The following is a 14891-nucleotide window of genomic DNA, read 5'->3' as shown; positions in this document are numbered from 1 at the left end:
GGCACCATGTCCAACACCGCCGTCCTCGAAGGCGTCCTGGAGCGGATCACCTACGCCAACGAGGAGAACGGGTACACGGTCGCCCGCGTCGACACCGGCCGTGGGGCGGGCGATCTGCTCACCGTCGTCGGCTCGCTGCTCGGTGCGCAGCCCGGTGAGTCGCTGCGCATGGAGGGCCGCTGGGGTTCCCACCCGCAGTTCGGCAAGCAGTTCACCGTCGAGAACTACACGACGGTCCTCCCCGCCACGATCCAGGGCATCCGCCGCTACCTCGGTTCCGGTCTGATCAAGGGCATCGGGCCGGTCATGGCCGACCGGATCACCACCCACTTCGGTGTCGACACCCTGGACATCATCGAGCAGCAGCCCGAGCGGCTCGTCGAGGTGCCCGGACTGGGCCCGAAGCGGACGAAGATGATCGCCGCGGCCTGGGAGGAGCAGAAGGCGATCAAGGAGGTGATGGTCTTCCTCCAGGGCGTCGGCGTCTCCACCTCCCTCGCCGTCCGCATCTACAAGAAGTACGAGGACGCCTCGATCTCGGTCGTGAAGAACCAGCCGTACCGGCTGGCCGCCGACGTCTGGGGCATCGGGTTCCTCACCGCCGACCGCATCGCCCAGGCCGTCGGGATCCCGCACGACAGCCCCGAGCGGGTCAAGGCGGGCCTCCAGTACGCCCTCTCGCAGTCCACGGACCAGGGGCACTGCTTCCTCCCCGAGGAGCGGCTGATCGCCGACGGGGTGAAGCTCCTCCAGGTCGACACCGGGCTCGTCATCGAGTGTCTGGCCGAGCTAGCGGAGGACCCGGAGGGTGTCGTACGGGAGAAGGTGCCCGGCCCTGAGGACGGACAGCCGGTCACCGCCGTGTACCTGGTCCCCTTCCACCGCGCCGAGATCTCCCTGGCCGCCCAGGTCCAGCGCCTGCTGCGGACGCCGGAGGACCGCATGCCGGCCTTCCAGGGCGTCGACTGGGAGAAGGCGCTGGCCTGGCTCGCGCGGCGTACGGGGGCCGCGCTGGCCCCCGGGCAGGAGGCGGCCGTCCGGCTCGCGCTCAGTGAGAAGGTCGCCGTCCTCACCGGCGGCCCCGGCTGCGGGAAGTCGTTCACCGTCCGCTCCGTGGTCGAGCTGGCCCGGGCCAAGGACGCCAAGGTGGTGCTGGCCGCGCCGACCGGGCGGGCCGCCAAGCGGCTCTCGGAGCTGACCGGCGCCGAGGCGTCCACCGTGCACCGGTTGCTGGAGCTCAAGCCGGGCGGGGACGCCGCGTACGACCGTGACCGGCCGCTGGACGCCGATCTGGTCGTCGTCGACGAGGCGTCGATGCTCGACCTGCTGCTCGCCAACAAGCTCATCAAGGCGGTGGCACCGGGTGCCCACCTGCTGCTGGTCGGCGACGTGGACCAGCTGCCCTCGGTCGGAGCGGGGGAGGTGCTGCGGGACCTGCTCGCCGACGGAGGCCCGGTTCCGGCGGTCCGGCTGACCACCATCTTCCGGCAGGCCCAGAAGTCCGGCGTCGTCACCAACGCCCACCGCATCAACTCCGGAGTGCCGCCGCTGACCCAGGGACTGGACGACTTCTTCCTCTTCGTGGAGGACGAGACGGAGGACGCCGGGGTGCTCGCCGTCGATGTCGCGGCCCGCCGGATCCCGGCCAAATTCGGCCTGAACCCCCGCCGTGACGTGCAGGTCCTCGCCCCGATGCACCGGGGGCCGGCAGGTGCGGGCCATCTGAACGGACTGCTTCAGCAGGCCATCACCCCGGGCCGCCCCGATCTGCCCGAGAAGCGGTTCGGCGGCCGGGTCTTCCGGGTCGGCGACAAAGTGACCCAGATCCGGAACAATTATGACAAGGGAGAGAACGGTGTCTTCAACGGCACGGTCGGTGTCGTCACCGCTCTCGACACCGACGAGCAGAAGCTGACGGTCCTCACGGACGAGGAGGAGGAGATCGCGTACGACTTCGACGAACTGGACGAACTCGCCCACGCCTACGCGATGACCATCCACCGCTCGCAGGGCAGCGAGTATCCGGCGGTCGTCATCCCCGTCACCACCAGCGCCTGGATGATGCTCCAGCGAAACCTGCTGTACACCGCCGTGACCAGGGCCAAGAAGCTGGTCGTACTGGTCGGTTCGCGCAAGGCGATCGGCCAGGCCGTCCGCACTGTTTCCGCAGGCAGACGCTGTACGGCACTGGATTTCCGGCTCCGTGGCGGGACGGTCGGAGACTCCTCCGGAAAAATGATCGATCAAAACGGTGGGAAACATCACTGAGCCCTTCCGGAACCGGATCCCAGGGGGCAGGATGAGAAAGTTGACGGCACTCAGTGCCGCCAATAGGTCCAATGGACGACCCCGAGTGCACTCTCCTGAGCCGAATGGGGGAGGGTGGAGACAGTCAGGGCACCTCGAAGAAGAGGCACTACGTCGGTGAGGGATGACGTGAGCGAGAGCGACAACTCTGTAGTACTGCGGTACGGCGATGACGAGTACACCTACCCGGTGATCGACAGCACCGTCGGCGACAAGGGCTTCGACATCGGGAAGCTCCGGGCCAATACGGGCCTGGTCACGCTGGACAGCGGATACGGCAACACGGCCGCGTACAAATCCGCCATCACCTACCTCGACGGCGAGCAGGGCATCCTGCGGTACCGCGGATACCCGATCGAGCAGCTCGCCGAGAGCTCGACGTTCCTCGAGGTCGCCTACACGCTGATCAACGGTGACCTCCCGAAGACCGACCAGCTGTCGGCCTTCAAGAACGAGATCACCCAGCACACGCTGCTGCACGAGGACGTCAAGCGCTTCTTCGACGGCTTCCCGCGCGACGCCCATCCGATGGCCATGCTGTCCTCGGTCGTCAGCGCGCTGTCCACCTTCTACCAGGACAGCCACAACCCGTTCGACGAGGAGCAGCGTCACCTCTCGACGATCCGGCTGCTGGCCAAGCTTCCGACGATCGCGGCGTACGCGTACAAGAAGTCGATCGGTCACCCGTTCGTCTACCCGCGCAACGACCTCGGTTACGTCGAGAACTTCCTGCGCATGACCTTCTCCGTGCCGGCTCAGGAGTACGTGCCGGACCCGGTCGTGGTCTCGGCGCTCGAGAAGCTGCTGATCCTGCACGCGGACCACGAGCAGAACTGCTCGACCTCCACCGTGCGCCTGGTCGGCTCCTCGCAGGCGAACATGTTCGCCTCGATCTCCGCCGGCATCTCGGCCCTCTGGGGCCCGCTGCACGGCGGCGCCAACCAGTCGGTGCTGGAGATGCTCGAGGGCATCCAGGCCAACGGCGGCGACGTCGACTCCTTCATCCAGAAGGTGAAGAACAAGGAGGACGGCGTCCGCCTGATGGGCTTCGGCCACCGGGTGTACAAGTCCTTCGACCCCCGCGCGAAGATCATCAAGGCCGCCGCCCACGACGTGCTGTCGTCGCTCGGCAAGTCCGACGAGCTGCTCGACATCGCGCTCAAGCTGGAGGAGCACGCGCTCTCCGACGAGTACTTCGTCTCGCGCAACCTCTACCCGAACGTGGACTTCTACACGGGCCTGATCTACCGCGCCATGGGCTTCCCGACGGAGATGTTCACCGTGCTGTTCGCGCTCGGCCGCCTCCCCGGCTGGATCGCCCAGTGGCACGAGATGATCAAGGAGCCGGGATCCCGCATCGGCCGCCCGCGCCAGATCTACACCGGCGAGGTCCTGCGCGACTTCGTCCCGGTCGAGGGCCGCTGACGCTCCCGAGGCCCCTTGCCGCACCCCGGCCGCCGGCCGGGCATCCTTCGCCCCGCGTACCGCGCTCCTCCCACTCGGAGTGCGGTGTCCGGGGCGATTCGGCGTTCCTGGCCCGTCCGTAGCGGCTGCGGTGCCGCGCCGGGCGCACACTGCGGGCAGGGGGCCGCGCGCATCCGCGTGCGGGGCCGGACGCGAGAAACGCCCTGCCGTCGATCCCCCCACGGGTCGACGGACAGGGCGTTTCCCATATCCCGGAGCGGATTCCCCCCACGGGATCCGGCCGGGCGTCTGCAGGGAGCCTGAACTCCCGTTGTCCTTCGGATGGTGCCTATTCAGTTAGGTCCTGCTGTGCGGCTGCCGGGGTACGTACGGGAGGGCCGCTCAAGCTCCCCGGTGCACGTGCCCCGGCCGACGATTGCCAGGAGCGTCCCCCAAGACACTCCATCGGACGTCCCCCAAGACATCCTTGGCATCGCACTCTTAGACTCACCAACCCATCAGATGGTTACCCTCGAATCGGTGTGATCTAAGTCTCTTTGTAGAAATTATGTGAAGGAGCGCAACCTCAGGCTGTTCGTCACGACGAAGACCGACGAGAACGCCATTGCCACACCCGCGATCATGGGGCTGAGCAGCCCGGACGCGGCGAGTGGCAGTGCGGCCACGTTGTAGCCGAACGCCCAGAAGAGGTTGCTTCTGATGGTGGACAGGGTACGCCTCGACAGGCGGATGGCGGCAGGGGCCACCTTGAGATCTCCACGAACCAGCGTGAGGTCGCCCGCCTCGATCGCCGCGTCGGTCCCGGTCCCCATCGACAGGCCCAGATCGGCCACGGCGAGCGCCGCCGCGTCGTTGACGCCGTCCCCGACCATCGCGACGGACCGGCCCTCGGCCTGGAGGCGTCGCACGACCTCGGCCTTCGCCTCCGGCAGGACCTCCGCGTGGACCTCGTCGATCCCGACCGCGCGGGCCACGGCCTCCGCCGCGGCATGGTTGTCGCCGGTGAGCAGGATCGGGTGGAGGCCCAGCGCCCGGAGCTCCGCGACGGCCTCCGCGCTGCTCTCCTTCACCGTGTCGGCCACCTCGAGCACGCCCCTGGCCGCACCGTCCCACGCCACGGCCACCGTCGTCCGGCCCTGCCCCGCCGCGTCGGCCAGAGCGGCGGCGAGGGAGGGCGGGAGGGGGATCCCGGCCCCGGCGAGGAGCTCGGGGCGGCCGGCCAGTACGTGGTGTCCCTCGACGGTGCCGCGTACCCCGAGGCCGGGAACGTCGGTGAAGGCGTCCGGGGCGGGGAACGCCGCTCCCGTGCGGGCCGCCGCCCCGGCGGCGACCGCGCGGGCCACCGGGTGCCCGGACGCGTGTTCGAGGGCCCCCGCGAGGCGGAGTACGTCGGCCTCGGCCGTGCCGGGCGCGGTGTGCACGTGTCCGAGCGTCATGCGGCCGGTGGTGACCGTGCCCGTCTTGTCGAGGACGACCGTGTCGATCCTCCGGGCGGTCTCCAGGACCTCGGGGCCCTTGATCAGGATGCCGAGCTGGGCGCCGCGGCCGGTGCCCGCCATCAGGGCCGTGGGCGTGGCGAGGCCCAGGGCGCAGGGGCAGGCGATGATCAGTACGGCCACGGCGGCGGTGAACGAGCCCGTGAGGTCGTCGGTGGCGAGCAGCTGGGCCACGAGCGTCCCCAGGGCGATCAGCAGCACCACGGGCACGAAGACGGCGGAGACCCGGTCCGCCAGGCGCTGGGCGGCGGCCTTGCCGCTCTGCGCGTCCTCGACGAGCCGGGACATCCGGGCCAGCTGGGTGTCGGCGCCGACGCGGGTCGCCTCGACGACCAGCCGTCCGGACATGTTCAGGGTGGCGCCGGCGACGGTGTCGCCGGGTGCGGCGTCCACCGGGAGCGACTCCCCGGTCAGCATGGAGGTGTCGACGGCGGAGGAGCCCTCGACGACGGTGCCGTCGGTGGCGATCTTCTCGCCCGGCCGCACGACGAAGCGGTCACCGACGAGGAGCCGGCCGACGGGGACGCGTACCTCCGTGGCCGGGCGTCCGGGTTCTCCTGCCGGGCGGATGACCGCGACGTCCTTCACGCCGAGACTGACCAGTGCGCGCAGGGCGGCCCCGGCCTTCCGCTTGGACCGTGCTTCGAGGTAGCGGCCCAGCAGGAGGAAGCCGGTGACGCCTGCCGCCACCTCCAGGTAGACGGTGGAGGAGGGGGCGGCTCCGGAGGTGGCCGCGTCGAACCCGTGCCGCATCTGCGGCATGCCCGCGTCCCCGAGGAACAGGGCCCACAGCGACCAGCCGAAGGCCGCGAGCGTGCCGATCGACACGAGGGTGTCCATCGTCGCGGCGCCGTGCCGCAGGTTCGCCCAGGCCGCACGGTGGAAGGGGAGGCCGCCCCAGACGACGACGGGGGAGGCGAGGGTGAGGGAGAGCCACTGCCAGTTGTCGAACTGGAGGGCGGGGACCATGGCCATCAGGACGACCGGCACGGCCAGTACCGCCGAGACGCGCAGGCGCTGCCGGAGCGCGGCGAGGGCGTCGTCCGCCGCCCGGTCGTCGTCGGCCGTGGCGGGGGTGAGGTCGTCCCCGCCGCCGGCGGAGCCACCGGGGGCACCCGTCCCGGGGGCGGCCGTGTCCCGAGGTGTTGCGCCCTCGGCGCTCACACCGGGGACGCCGCCTTCGCCGTCCGGGGCCTCCGGGATCGTGCGCGGCGGGGTTCCGTCCTTCGGTGCGTGCGGGTGCGGCGAGGGGGCGGTGCGGACGACGGGCCGGGCCGTGTAACCGGTCTTCTCGACGGTGGCGACGAGATCGCCGAGCGTGGTCCCGGCGCCGTAGGACACCCGGGCCTTCTCGGTCGCGTAGTTGACGGTGGCGGTGACTCCGTCCATCCGGTTGAGCTTCTTCTCGACGCGGGCCGCGCACGAGGCGCAGGTCATCCCGCCGATGGTGAGCTCGGCGTCGGAGGTCGCCGCCGCCGGGACCTCGGCTGCGGTGGTGCTGGCCATGTGTGCGGACTCCTGGGTCGAGCAGTCGGGCCGTTCCCCACCAGTATCCGCTCCCCCGGGGGCGGGACCGGCCCGTCCGCTCCGGTCGCGTGCGGCCGTGCGGCCGTTCTCAGGCGCGGCCCACGAGCTCGTAACCGGCCTCGTCGACGGCCGCTCGTACGGCGTCCTCGGGCAGCGGCGTCGCGGAGGTGACGGTCACGCGGCCGGTCGCGGCCTCCGCCTTGACCGAGGTGACTCCGTCGATCCCGGAGACCTCCTCGGAGACCGCCCCTTCGCAGTGTCCGCAGGTCATGCCCTTCACCTCGTAGACGGTGGTGACGCCCGCCCCGGCGTCGGCCGTCCCCTCGGCGCGGGGGCCGGCGGACGAGCAGCAGGATCCGGAGGTGCGGGGCGTGCCGGTCTCGGCGGTCATGGTGTTCTCCTCTTCGCGGGGCATGTGGATGAGACGGGCGGGGCGCGGTAAGGCGCCGGGGGCCCGGTCTGCGTCCAGTATACCCCTAGGGGGTATTGACGTCCTCTGCCCTCGTCGTGCCGGGCGTGTCGTCACCGATGGCTCCCGGGGACGGGACATCGAGGCCTGCGACTCGCCGACGCGCGAGGTCCGTTCGTGGGCGGTGCGACACGGCCGTGCCGACGGCGGAGCGGTGGGCCGCTCACCGGCGGGGCCCCGCACCGCCGCGTGCCTCCCGTCGGGGGTCCGGGCCGGGCAGGGGGGACACCGGCACGGCCGGAGCGTAGATTCGCCGGGGCGGGGGAGCCGGACGGCGCAAGCCGGTACCACGGGAGGCGGGGCCGATGCGGGCAGTGGTGTTCGAGCAGTTCGGGCAGGAGGCCCGGGTCCGGGACCTCCCTGAGCCCGTCCCCTCGGCCGGGAGCGCCGTGGTCCGGGTCGAGGCCACCGGGCTGTGCCGGAGCGACTGGCACGGCTGGATGGGCCACGACCCGGACATCGTCCTCCCGCACGTACCCGGTCACGAACTGGCCGGAGTGGTCGAGGCGGTGGGTCCCGGTGTGCGCAACTGGCGTGCCGGTGACCGGGTCACCGTGCCCTTCGTCTGCGCCTGCGGCCGGTGCTCCGCCTGCGCGGCCGGTGCCCAGCAGGTCTGTGAACGGCAGACCCAGCCCGGCTTCACCCACTGGGGATCCTTCGCCGAGTACGTGGCGCTGGAGCAGGCCGACGTCAATCTGGTCGCCGTGCCCGACGGGCTGTCGTCCGCCACGGCGGCGGGACTGGGGTGCCGGTTCGCCACGGCGTTCCGGGCCGTGGTGGGGCGGGGCCGGGTGGCGCCGGGGGAGTGGGTGGCCGTGCACGGATGCGGCGGGGTCGGGCTGTCCGCGGTGATGATCGCGGTGGCGTGCGGAGCCAGGGTGGTCGCCGTCGACGTCTCGCGTCAGGCCCTGGAGCTGGCCCGGGCGTTCGGCGCGTCCGCGTGCGTGGACGCCTCCGGACACCCCGCCGGCGCTGACGGGGCCGTACGCGAACTGACCGGCGGCGGCGCGCATCTGTCGCTCGACGCGCTGGGTTCCCCGGTGACCTGCGCGGCCTCGGTGCGGAGCCTGCGCAGACAAGGCCGCCACGTGCAGGTCGGCCTGCTGCCGGCGGCGGCCGGTGACCCCGTGGTCCCCATGGCGCGGGTGATCGCGCTGGAGCTGGAGATCCTCGGCAGTCACGGCATGGCCGCTCACGACTACCCGCCGATGATGGACATGGTCCGGGCCGGCACCCTGCGGCCGGACCTGCTGGTGACCTCCACCATCACCTTGGACGCGGCCCCGGCCGCACTCGCCGCGATGGGCACCGCGCCCGGGGCGGGCGTCACGGTCATCGAGCCGGCGAAGGGAGCCTGAGCCCCGGGCGGGCCGGGCTCAGCGGCCCCGGTTGCCGGGCCGGGACGCGACCCACGCGAGGACGGTGTCCACGTACCAGTAGGGCCTCCCGTTCCGGACGTCGTCGGGGGGCGGGAGGAGTCCGTGCTTGCGGTACGAACGGATCGTGTCCGGCTGCACCCGGATGTGCGCGGCAATGTCCTTGTACGACCAGAGCGTCCTGTCCGCCATGAATGACACCTCTCTGTACGCCCGTGTCCTGGTACGCCGGTGCGCCTCTCCGGTGAACGAGCGCGTCACGGGCCGGGCAGTGGGTGTCGCGAGCCCGTGACACGGACCCAGCGGAACGCGGACATACGTGACAGAGGAGTGACCCGAGTGACCGATGTGGCCAGGGGGGTACCGGAGATTCAGGAGGACGGTCGCGCGGGCCCGCAGATGCGCAGGAACTCGCGCGTGCGACGCGCGATCGGCAGGGGCTTGTCGGGCGGGCAGGGGTACATGTCCTGCTCGACGATGGCGAACATGTCCCTGCCGAGGGCGCGCGCGGCGTCGAGCACCGGCTCCAGCGCGGGCTCCCCGCCGGGCGGTTCGCACATCACGCCGCGCGCCACGGCGGGACCGAAGGGCACCTCGTCCGCCACGACGTCGGCCAGGACCGCGGGATCGACCTGCTTGAGGTGCAGATAGCCGATCCGTTCGCCGTAGGTCCGGATGAGATCGACGCTGTCCCCGCCGCAGTAAGCGAAGTGGCCGGTGTCGAGGCAGAGGGAGACCAGCTCGGGGTCGGTGGCGTCGAGGAAGCGGCTGACGTTCTCCCCGGTGTCGATGTGCGTGTCGGCGTGCGGGTGCACCACGATCCGCAGCCCGTAGCGGTCGCCCACCTCGCGGGCCAGGCGTTCCGTCTGTGTGGTGAGGTCATGCCACTGCGCGGCTGTCAGCGTGCGGTCCTCCAGCACCTCGCCCGTCCTGTCGTCCCGCCAGAACGACGGGATGACCACCAGGTACCCGGCGCCCATCGCCCGGGTGAGTGCCGCGATGCCCGCGACATGCTCCCAGGTCCGGTCCCAGACGGCCGGGCCGTGGTGCAATCCGGTGAAGACGGTGCCCGCCGACACGGCGAGGTTCCGCCGGGCGGTCTCGTCCGCGAGCCGGGCGGGCTCGGTCGGCAGGTAGCCGTACGGACCGAGCTCGATCCACTCGTAACCGGCCTCGGAGACCTCGTCGAGGAACCGCTCCCAAGGGACCTGCTGCGGATCGTCGGGGAACCACACACCCCATGAGTCGGGTGCCGAACCGATGCGGATGCGGGCCGGAGAAGGTGCGGAGGAGGTCATATCGCCCACCCTCCAGCCCCCGGGAAGGAGTGTCAAGACATCGTCCTAATGTCCGGACAAAGTGTTGACAGTGGTCCGGGTGAGGGCTAGACCTGGGAGCGGCCGTCCGGCCGTGGCGGCTCCCGGAGCGACGTACCGGGCCGGAGCACCGGGTCGAAGGGATGCGTATGCCTGAGCCGTACGACGTGATCACCATGGGGCGCATCGGGGTCGACATCTACCCGCTCCAGACCGGTGTACCACTGGCCCGGGTCGAGACCTTCGGGAAGTTCCTCGGCGGCTCACCGTCCAACGTGGCCGTCGCCGCCGCCCGGCTGGGACGGCGCACGGCCCTGATCACCCGGACCGGACGGGACGCGTTCGGCGACTACCTGCACCAGGCGCTGCGGGAGTTCGGGGTGGACGACCGGTGGGTGACCGCCGTGGAGGAGTACCCGACCCCGGTCACCTTCTGCGAGATCTTCCCGCCGGACCACTTCCCGCTCTACTTCTACCGTCAGCCCAAGGCACCCGACCTGGAGATCCGCGCCGGGGAGCTCGACCTGGACGCGGTGCGGGCCGCCCGGATCTTCTGGATGACCGGCACCGGACTCTGCGCCGAACCCAGCGGCACCGCGACCCTCACCGCGCTACAGGCCCGCAGCGAGGCGGCTCCACCGGACGCGCCCGGCCCTCCTCGCCTCACCGTCTTCGACCTCGACTGGCGCCCCATGTTCTGGGGCGGCGTGCGGGACGGCCAGGAAGGGCGGGACAAGACCGTCGAAGTCGCCCGCGCCCGCTACCGCGAGGCGCTCGCCCACGCCACGGTCGCCGTCGGCAACCTCGACGAGTGCGAGATCGCCACCGGAGAACGCGACCCGCACGCGGCGGCCCGCGCCCTGCTCGCCGCCGGGCCCGAACTCGCCGTCGTCAAGCAGGGGCCCGAGGGCGTGCTCGCGGTCCACCGCGACGGCACCACCGCCGCGATCCCGCCCCTGCCCGTCGACGTCGTCAACGGACTGGGCGCCGGGGACGCCTTCGGCGGTGCCCTCTGCCACGGCCTCCTCGCGGGCTGGGAGACGGAACACGTCATGCGCTACGCCAACGCGGCCGGGGCCGTCGTCGCCTCCCGCCTCGCGTGTTCGTCCGCGATGCCCTACCCGCACGAGGTGGAACAGGCACTCGCCGGAGGAGCGGCCGGCGCGGCCTCGGGACCCACTCCGTGACCCCGCCCGCCGCGGCCGGCGTGGCCGACCTCGTCCGGCTCCGCGCCCACCGCCCCGAAGCAGTCGCGGAGGCCGCCGCCGCCCGTCTGCGACGGCCGCTCGTCGGTCCCACCGGACGTCTGCTGATCATCGCCGCGGATCACCCGGCCCGCGGCGCCCTCGCCGTCGGGGACGACGGGCTGGCCATGGCCGACCGGTTCGACCTGCTGGAGCGCCTCTGCCTCGCTCTGGCCCGTCCGGGCGTCGACGGCGTGCTCGCCGGCGCCGACGTCCTGGAGGACCTGCTGCTCCTCGGCGCCCTGGAGAACAAGGTCGTCCTCGGCTCCATGAACCGCGGAGGGCTCGCGGGAGCCGCTTTCGAGCTCGACGACCGCTTCACCGGGCACCGCCCCGCCGACCTCGCGGCCCACGGCTACGACGCGGGCAAACTCCTCCTGAGGATCGACCACGACGACCCCGGCTCCCTGGACACCCTGCACACCGCCGCGCGCACCGTGGACGAGATGGCCGCTCAGCGGCTGCCGGTGTTCATCGAGCCGTTCCTCTGCCGGCGCACCCGGGGCGGGCTCCGCACCGACCTGGGCGCCACCGCCGTCACCACCTCCATCGCCATCGCCTCGGGCCTGGGCGGGACGTCCGCGTACACCTGGCTCAAGGTCCCCGTCACCGACGACCCCGACGACATGGAGCGGGTGATGCGCGCCTCGACCCTGCCCGCCGTCCTGCTCGGCGGTGAGGTGACCCAGGACCCGGACGCGGCGTTCGAGAAGTGGCGCGGGGCGCTGCGGCTGCCGACCGTCCAGGGGCTGGTGGCCGGGCGTTCGCTGCTCTACCCGGCCGACGGAGACGTGGCGGGCGCGGTCGGCACGGCGGTGGGCCTGCTGTGAGCGGGCCACCCCGGACCACCGCACACGAGGGCACCGCCGGCGGACGAGCAGCCGCCGGCCTTCCGTGAACCGGCGGGACGACGGGTAGGGATGGAACCATGACGACGACCGACGAGCAGCAGAGGCACCACCTCAGGTCAGGCCGTGCCGCGCGTGGCCCCTACGCCCTCGACATCGACCCGGAGCGGGCCGGGTGGGAGCGGTCGGCTCTGCGCGTCCTGGAGCTGGAGCCGGGCGGTGTTCACACCCTGGACACCGGGGAGAGCGAATGGATCATCCTGCCGTTGTCCGGCGGCTGTACGGTGCGGGCAGCAGGTGAGATCTTTGAACTGCTGGGCAGGAAAGACGTGTTCAGCGCGGTGACCGATTTCGCCTACGTCCCACGCGACGCCCGCGCCCAGATCGCCTCCGGCGCAGGAGGCCGCTTCGCCCTGGCAGGAGCGAAGTGCGAGCGACGACTCCCCGCTCGCTACGGCCCCGCGCCGGAGGTACCGGTCGAGATCCGCGGCGCCGGGGCATGCTCGCGCCAGGTGAACAACTTCGCCGCCGCCGACACGTTCGACTGCGACCGGCTCATCGCCGTCGAGGTCCTGACCCCCGGCGGCAACTGGTCCTCGTACCCGCCGCACAAGCACGACGAGCACCACCCGGGCGCCGAGTCCGTGCTCGAGGAGATCTACTACTTCGAGGTCGAGGGCGGCGGCCTCGGCTACCACCGGGTGTCACCGTCCCGGCCCGGGGGCACCGACGTGCTCGCCGAGGTCGCCACCGGTGACGCCGTCCTCATCCCCGACGGCTGGCACGGTCCGTCCGTCGCCCCGCCCGGCCGCACCCTGTACTACCTGAACGTGATGGCGGGCCCGGGGGAGCAGCGGGAATGGCTGATCCGCGACCACCCCGACCACCGGTGGATCCGCGACACCTGGGCCACGGAGCCCGTCGACCCCCGGCTGCCGTTGCACGACGCGGAGGCCACCCGGTGACCACCCCGCGCCCCGCGCCCCGCGCCGGATCGGAGCCCACCCGCAGGCTCACCACCGCCCAGGCCCTCGTCGCCTTCCTCGCCCGCCAGTACACCGAGCGCGACGGCCGCCGCCACCGCTTGGTCGACGCCACCTGGGGAATCTTCGGCCACGGCAACGTCGCGGGCATCGGACAGGCGCTCGTCGAAGCGGGTCCCGCGATGCCCTATCTCCAGGGCCGCAGCGAACAGGCCATGGTGCACGCCGCCGTCGGATACGCCCGGCAGTCCGGGCGGCTCTCCGCCCACGCCGTCACGACCTCCATCGGTCCGGGTGCCACCAACCTCGTCACGGGTGCCGCGCTCGCCACCGTCAACCACCTGCCCGTCCTGCTCCTGCCCGGCGACACCTTCGCGACCCGGCCCGCCGACCCCGTGCTCCAGCAGCTCGAAGTGCCCCACACGGGCGACGTGTCCGTCAACGACTGCCTGCGCCCCGTCTCCCGTTACTTCGACCGGATCACCCGCCCCGAGGCGCTGATCCCGGCGGCGCTGCACGCCATGCGCACCCTCGCCGACCCGGCCGCCACCGGCGCCGTCACCCTCGCACTCCCGCAGGACGTGCAGGCCGAGGCGTACGACTGGCCGGCGGAGTTCTTCGCGACGCGCGTCTGGAACGTACGCAGGCCCGCCCCCGATCCGCACGAGCTCGAACAGGCCGTCCGCGCGGTGCGGACGGCACGCCGGCCCCTGATCATCGCGGGCGGCGGCATCCACCACAGTGCCGCCGAGGAGACCCTCGCCGCGTTCGCCGCGGCGACCCGCATCCCCGTCGCCTCCACCCAGGCCGGGAAGGGCTCCCTGCGCCACGACCACCCCGCCGATGTGGGCGGCATCGGCCACACCGGCACCGCCACGGCGGACGCCCTCGCCCGCGAGGCCGATCTGGTGATCGGTGTCGGCACCCGCTACACCGACTTCACGACCGCCTCCGGGACCCTCTTCGCCGACCCGGGTGTCCGCTTCCTCAACCTCAACATCACCGGTTTCGACGCCCACAAGCTCGCCGCCCTCCCCCTCGTCGCGGACGCCCGCACCGCGATCGAAGCGCTCGGCGAGGCCCTCGGCGCACGCGGGCACCGGGTCGCCCCCGCCTACGAGAGCGAGTACACCGACGCCAAGGCCCGCTGGGAGCAGCGTGTCGACGCCGCCTTCGCCGCCGGCGACCCGGACGCCCGCCCCACCCAGGCCCAGGTCCTCGGGCTCCTGGACGAGCTGGTCACGGAGGAGGACATCCTGATCAACGCGGCGGGCTCGCTCCCCGGCGACCTCCACAAGCTGTGGCGGACCCGCTCGCCGCGCCAGTACCACGTCGAGTACGGCTACTCCTGCATGGGATACGAGATCCCCGCCGCGATCGGTGTCCAGCTCGCGGCGCCGGAGCGGCCCGTCTGGGCCCTCGTCGGCGACGGCACGTACCTGATGAATCCGACCGAGATCGTGACCGCCGTGCAGGAGGGCCTGCCCATCAAGCTCGTCATCCTCCAGAACCACGGCTACGCGTCCATCGGCGGTCTCTCCGAGTCGGTCGGCGCCGAACGCTTCGGCACCGCCTACCGGCACCGCACCCCGGAGGGCGCCTTCACCGGCGCCCCCCTGCCCGTGGACCTCGCCGCCAACGCGGCCTCGCTGGGCATGGACGTACTGCGTGCCGGAACGGTGGGGGAGCTGCGTTCGGCTCTCGCCGAGGCACGCGTCGCGGACCGTCCCACTTGTGTCTACGTCGAGACCGAAACGGCAGACACAGTGTCGGGGCCGCCCCCGGCACAGGCGTGGTGGGATGTTCCCGTAGCCGAAACCGCGACCCGCCCGTCGGCGGTCGAGGCGAGGAAAGAGTACGACCGGCAGATCGCAGCCCGACGCCGCCACCTGTGAAGGAG

At 72.0% G+C, this 14891-nt stretch carries 11 protein-coding genes; 7 read left to right on the top strand and 4 right to left on the bottom strand.

The genetic code is table 11. The features are described from left to right. Positions 1-6 precede the first annotated feature (6 nt). Together recD2 and ACHFIV_RS26855 are read left to right on the top strand one after the other, a co-directional pair. A complete protein-coding gene (gene recD2 / locus ACHFIV_RS26860; RefSeq protein ID WP_398974125.1) occupies positions 7-2268 on the top strand; it encodes an SF1B family DNA helicase RecD2 in 2262 nt (753 codons plus the stop codon). 168 nt (positions 2269-2436) lie between these two features. Continuing rightward, positions 2437-3732 (top strand): citrate synthase, encoded by a 1296-nt coding sequence (locus ACHFIV_RS26855; protein WP_398974122.1) that lies wholly within the window; start codon positions 2437-2439, stop codon positions 3730-3732. A gap of 545 nt (positions 3733-4277) precedes the next feature. Here the strand turns inward: ACHFIV_RS26855 and ACHFIV_RS26850 are convergent. Together ACHFIV_RS26850 and ACHFIV_RS26845 are read right to left on the bottom strand one after the other, a co-directional pair. After that, positions 4278-6734: a heavy metal translocating P-type ATPase gene (locus ACHFIV_RS26850; RefSeq protein ID WP_398974119.1), complete on the bottom strand. Its 2457-nt coding sequence runs from the start codon at positions 6732-6734 to the stop codon at positions 4278-4280. Between the two features lie 109 nt (positions 6735-6843). Further along, the gene (locus tag ACHFIV_RS26845) at positions 6844-7146 is read right to left on the bottom strand and encodes a heavy-metal-associated domain-containing protein (protein ID WP_398974116.1); all 303 of its coding nucleotides are present in this window, start codon (positions 7144-7146) and stop codon (positions 6844-6846) included. A gap of 383 nt (positions 7147-7529) precedes the next feature. Here ACHFIV_RS26845 and ACHFIV_RS26840 point away from each other — a divergent pair, with 383 nt between their 5' ends. Beyond that, complete coding sequence (locus tag ACHFIV_RS26840) at positions 7530-8582, top strand: zinc-dependent alcohol dehydrogenase family protein (protein ID WP_398974113.1); 1053 nt, start codon at positions 7530-7532, stop codon at positions 8580-8582. A gap of 18 nt (positions 8583-8600) precedes the next feature. On the opposite strand, the gene ACHFIV_RS26835 is transcribed toward ACHFIV_RS26840, so the two are convergent. Together ACHFIV_RS26835 and ACHFIV_RS26830 are read right to left on the bottom strand one after the other, a co-directional pair. Then, entirely contained in the window at positions 8601-8792 is a 192-nt protein-coding gene (locus ACHFIV_RS26835) for a helix-turn-helix transcriptional regulator (RefSeq protein WP_398974110.1), read from the bottom strand. 179 nt (positions 8793-8971) lie between these two features. Continuing rightward, complete coding sequence (locus ACHFIV_RS26830) at positions 8972-9898, bottom strand: sugar phosphate isomerase/epimerase family protein (protein ID WP_398974107.1); 927 nt, start codon at positions 9896-9898, stop codon at positions 8972-8974. 167 nt (positions 9899-10065) lie between these two features. Here ACHFIV_RS26830 and iolC point away from each other — a divergent pair, with 167 nt between their 5' ends. The 4 genes from iolC (at position 10066) to iolD (ending at position 14886) form a co-directional block, all read left to right on the top strand. After that, on the top strand, positions 10066-11103 hold the full coding sequence (iolC, locus tag ACHFIV_RS26825; protein WP_398974105.1) for a 5-dehydro-2-deoxygluconokinase: 1038 nt from the start codon (positions 10066-10068) through the stop codon (positions 11101-11103). After that, positions 11100-11990 (top strand): Cgl0159 family (beta/alpha)8-fold protein, encoded by an 891-nt coding sequence (locus ACHFIV_RS26820; protein WP_398974102.1) that lies wholly within the window; start codon positions 11100-11102, stop codon positions 11988-11990. Before iolC ends, ACHFIV_RS26820 begins: the two co-directional genes overlap by 4 nt. Positions 11991-12088: 98 nt before the next feature. Beyond that, positions 12089-12973 carry a 5-deoxy-glucuronate isomerase gene (gene iolB / locus ACHFIV_RS26815; protein ID WP_398974099.1) on the top strand — a complete coding sequence of 295 codons (885 nt, stop codon included), beginning with the start codon at positions 12089-12091 and terminating at the stop codon, positions 12971-12973. Next, positions 12970-14886, top strand: coding sequence for a 3D-(3,5/4)-trihydroxycyclohexane-1,2-dione acylhydrolase (decyclizing) (iolD, locus tag ACHFIV_RS26810; RefSeq protein WP_398974096.1), 1917 nt, complete (start codon positions 12970-12972; stop codon positions 14884-14886). The genes iolB and iolD overlap by 4 nt, the downstream gene beginning before the upstream one ends. Positions 14887-14891 lie beyond the last annotated feature (5 nt).

Origin of the sequence: Streptomyces sp. ALB3, from assembly GCF_044385685.1 — a bacterium.
Lineage (GTDB): Bacteria > Actinomycetota > Actinomycetes > Streptomycetales > Streptomycetaceae > Streptomyces.
Note: the sequence above shows the minus strand (reverse complement) of the source record. Positions and strands in the feature narration are given on the sequence as shown.

Excerpts from the sequence above, each read along its gene's own strand:
- recD2 (WP_398974125.1), top strand. The coding sequence starts at position 7 with ATGTCCAACACCGCCGTCCTCGAAGGCGTCCTGGAGCGGATCACCTAC.
- ACHFIV_RS26850 (WP_398974119.1), bottom strand. The coding sequence starts at position 6,734 with ATGGCCAGCACCACCGCAGCCGAGGTCCCGGCGGCGGCGACCTCCGAC.
- ACHFIV_RS26845 (WP_398974116.1), bottom strand. The coding sequence starts at position 7,146 with ATGACCGCCGAGACCGGCACGCCCCGCACCTCCGGATCCTGCTGCTCG.
- ACHFIV_RS26840 (WP_398974113.1), top strand. The coding sequence starts at position 7,530 with ATGCGGGCAGTGGTGTTCGAGCAGTTCGGGCAGGAGGCCCGGGTCCGG.
- ACHFIV_RS26835 (WP_398974110.1), bottom strand. The coding sequence starts at position 8,792 with ATGGCGGACAGGACGCTCTGGTCGTACAAGGACATTGCCGCGCACATC.
- ACHFIV_RS26830 (WP_398974107.1), bottom strand. The coding sequence starts at position 9,898 with ATGACCTCCTCCGCACCTTCTCCGGCCCGCATCCGCATCGGTTCGGCA.
- iolC (WP_398974105.1), top strand. The coding sequence starts at position 10,066 with ATGCCTGAGCCGTACGACGTGATCACCATGGGGCGCATCGGGGTCGAC.
- iolB (WP_398974099.1), top strand. The coding sequence starts at position 12,089 with ATGACGACGACCGACGAGCAGCAGAGGCACCACCTCAGGTCAGGCCGT.